The organism is Photobacterium marinum, from assembly GCF_000331515.1.
GTDB classification, from domain to species: domain Bacteria; phylum Pseudomonadota; class Gammaproteobacteria; order Enterobacterales; family Vibrionaceae; genus Photobacterium; species Photobacterium marinum.
This window is the reverse complement of record NZ_AMZO01000069.1, coordinates 1-915: the sequence shown is the minus strand read 5'-3', so window position 1 is coordinate 915 and position 915 is coordinate 1. Positions and strand designations below refer to the sequence as shown.

Below are 915 nucleotides of genomic sequence, written 5' to 3'. Positions count from 1 at the left end.
CACCCGGTGACTTCATTGACTCATCCGAAGCCGCCATAAGGGCTGATGACTCATCAATTCTGACCTCAATCTGCGACAGCAGTGATTTCATCGCAGGCAAGCGCCCCGAATCCGGATGGCCAAGTACGTAACCCTCAACTTGTTTGCGTAGATTAGTCAGTATATCTATTGCATCATGATCTGGTGTGTCCTGTATAGCCGCATGGTAGTCAGCCAAAGCATCAACAACGTTCTGATAACTCTCACCTCGAACCTTGCCTTTCACATATGCGGAATCAAGCAACTCTGATACAGACATCAGTTCAGATTTTAGGTTGTACTGCCAGGCCCCTTCTACTTTCTGGGCCAAAATACGTGTACGTCCATCATGGTGAGAGATAACTTTTTCATTCACTTGAAAAAGTTTATCTGGCAACTGTTCATAGCTGTCATAATTAGCAAGAATAAAGCGCTCGACGGATTTAATCTGATCTGTATCGTCAGGGTCTTCAACAAAAATGAGCTTAGCTTCGTCACCATTTCCTGGCCAAGCTCGCACTTCGAAACCGGCTTCGCCCTCTTGTACCAACATGTTGCGCTCAGAACGCAAGGAATAAAACGGCATTGACTCGCGTAACTTCCTCTCAAAAGCATTGCGTTGACTATCAATCTTAGTCTTATCTGTATCTTCGGTGTCGATCGTCACCGTTTCTACTTGCTTGCTCTTACCTGACAAAGCTTCTAATTCACCAACGGCTTGACGGTTTTCCTTCTTCGCTGCAATTTCAAGTTGGGCTTCCTGCAATGCCTGACCGTATTTAAACAGTGCCTTTGGCGTCCAGATACCAACATTCGGCGTCCAAGTATGACCGATCAACTTATCCGCACCACCGGCCTTTAGTACCTTCGCCACCGTAGTTGAACAGTTCTTAGTCA

General features: G+C 46.2%; 1 protein-coding gene. It reads right to left on the bottom strand.

Annotated elements, in window-relative coordinates; translation table 11 throughout:
- The coding region (locus C942_RS24155; RefSeq protein ID WP_036801854.1) for a membrane-targeted effector domain-containing toxin at positions 1-915 on the bottom strand (915 nt) is incomplete at both ends.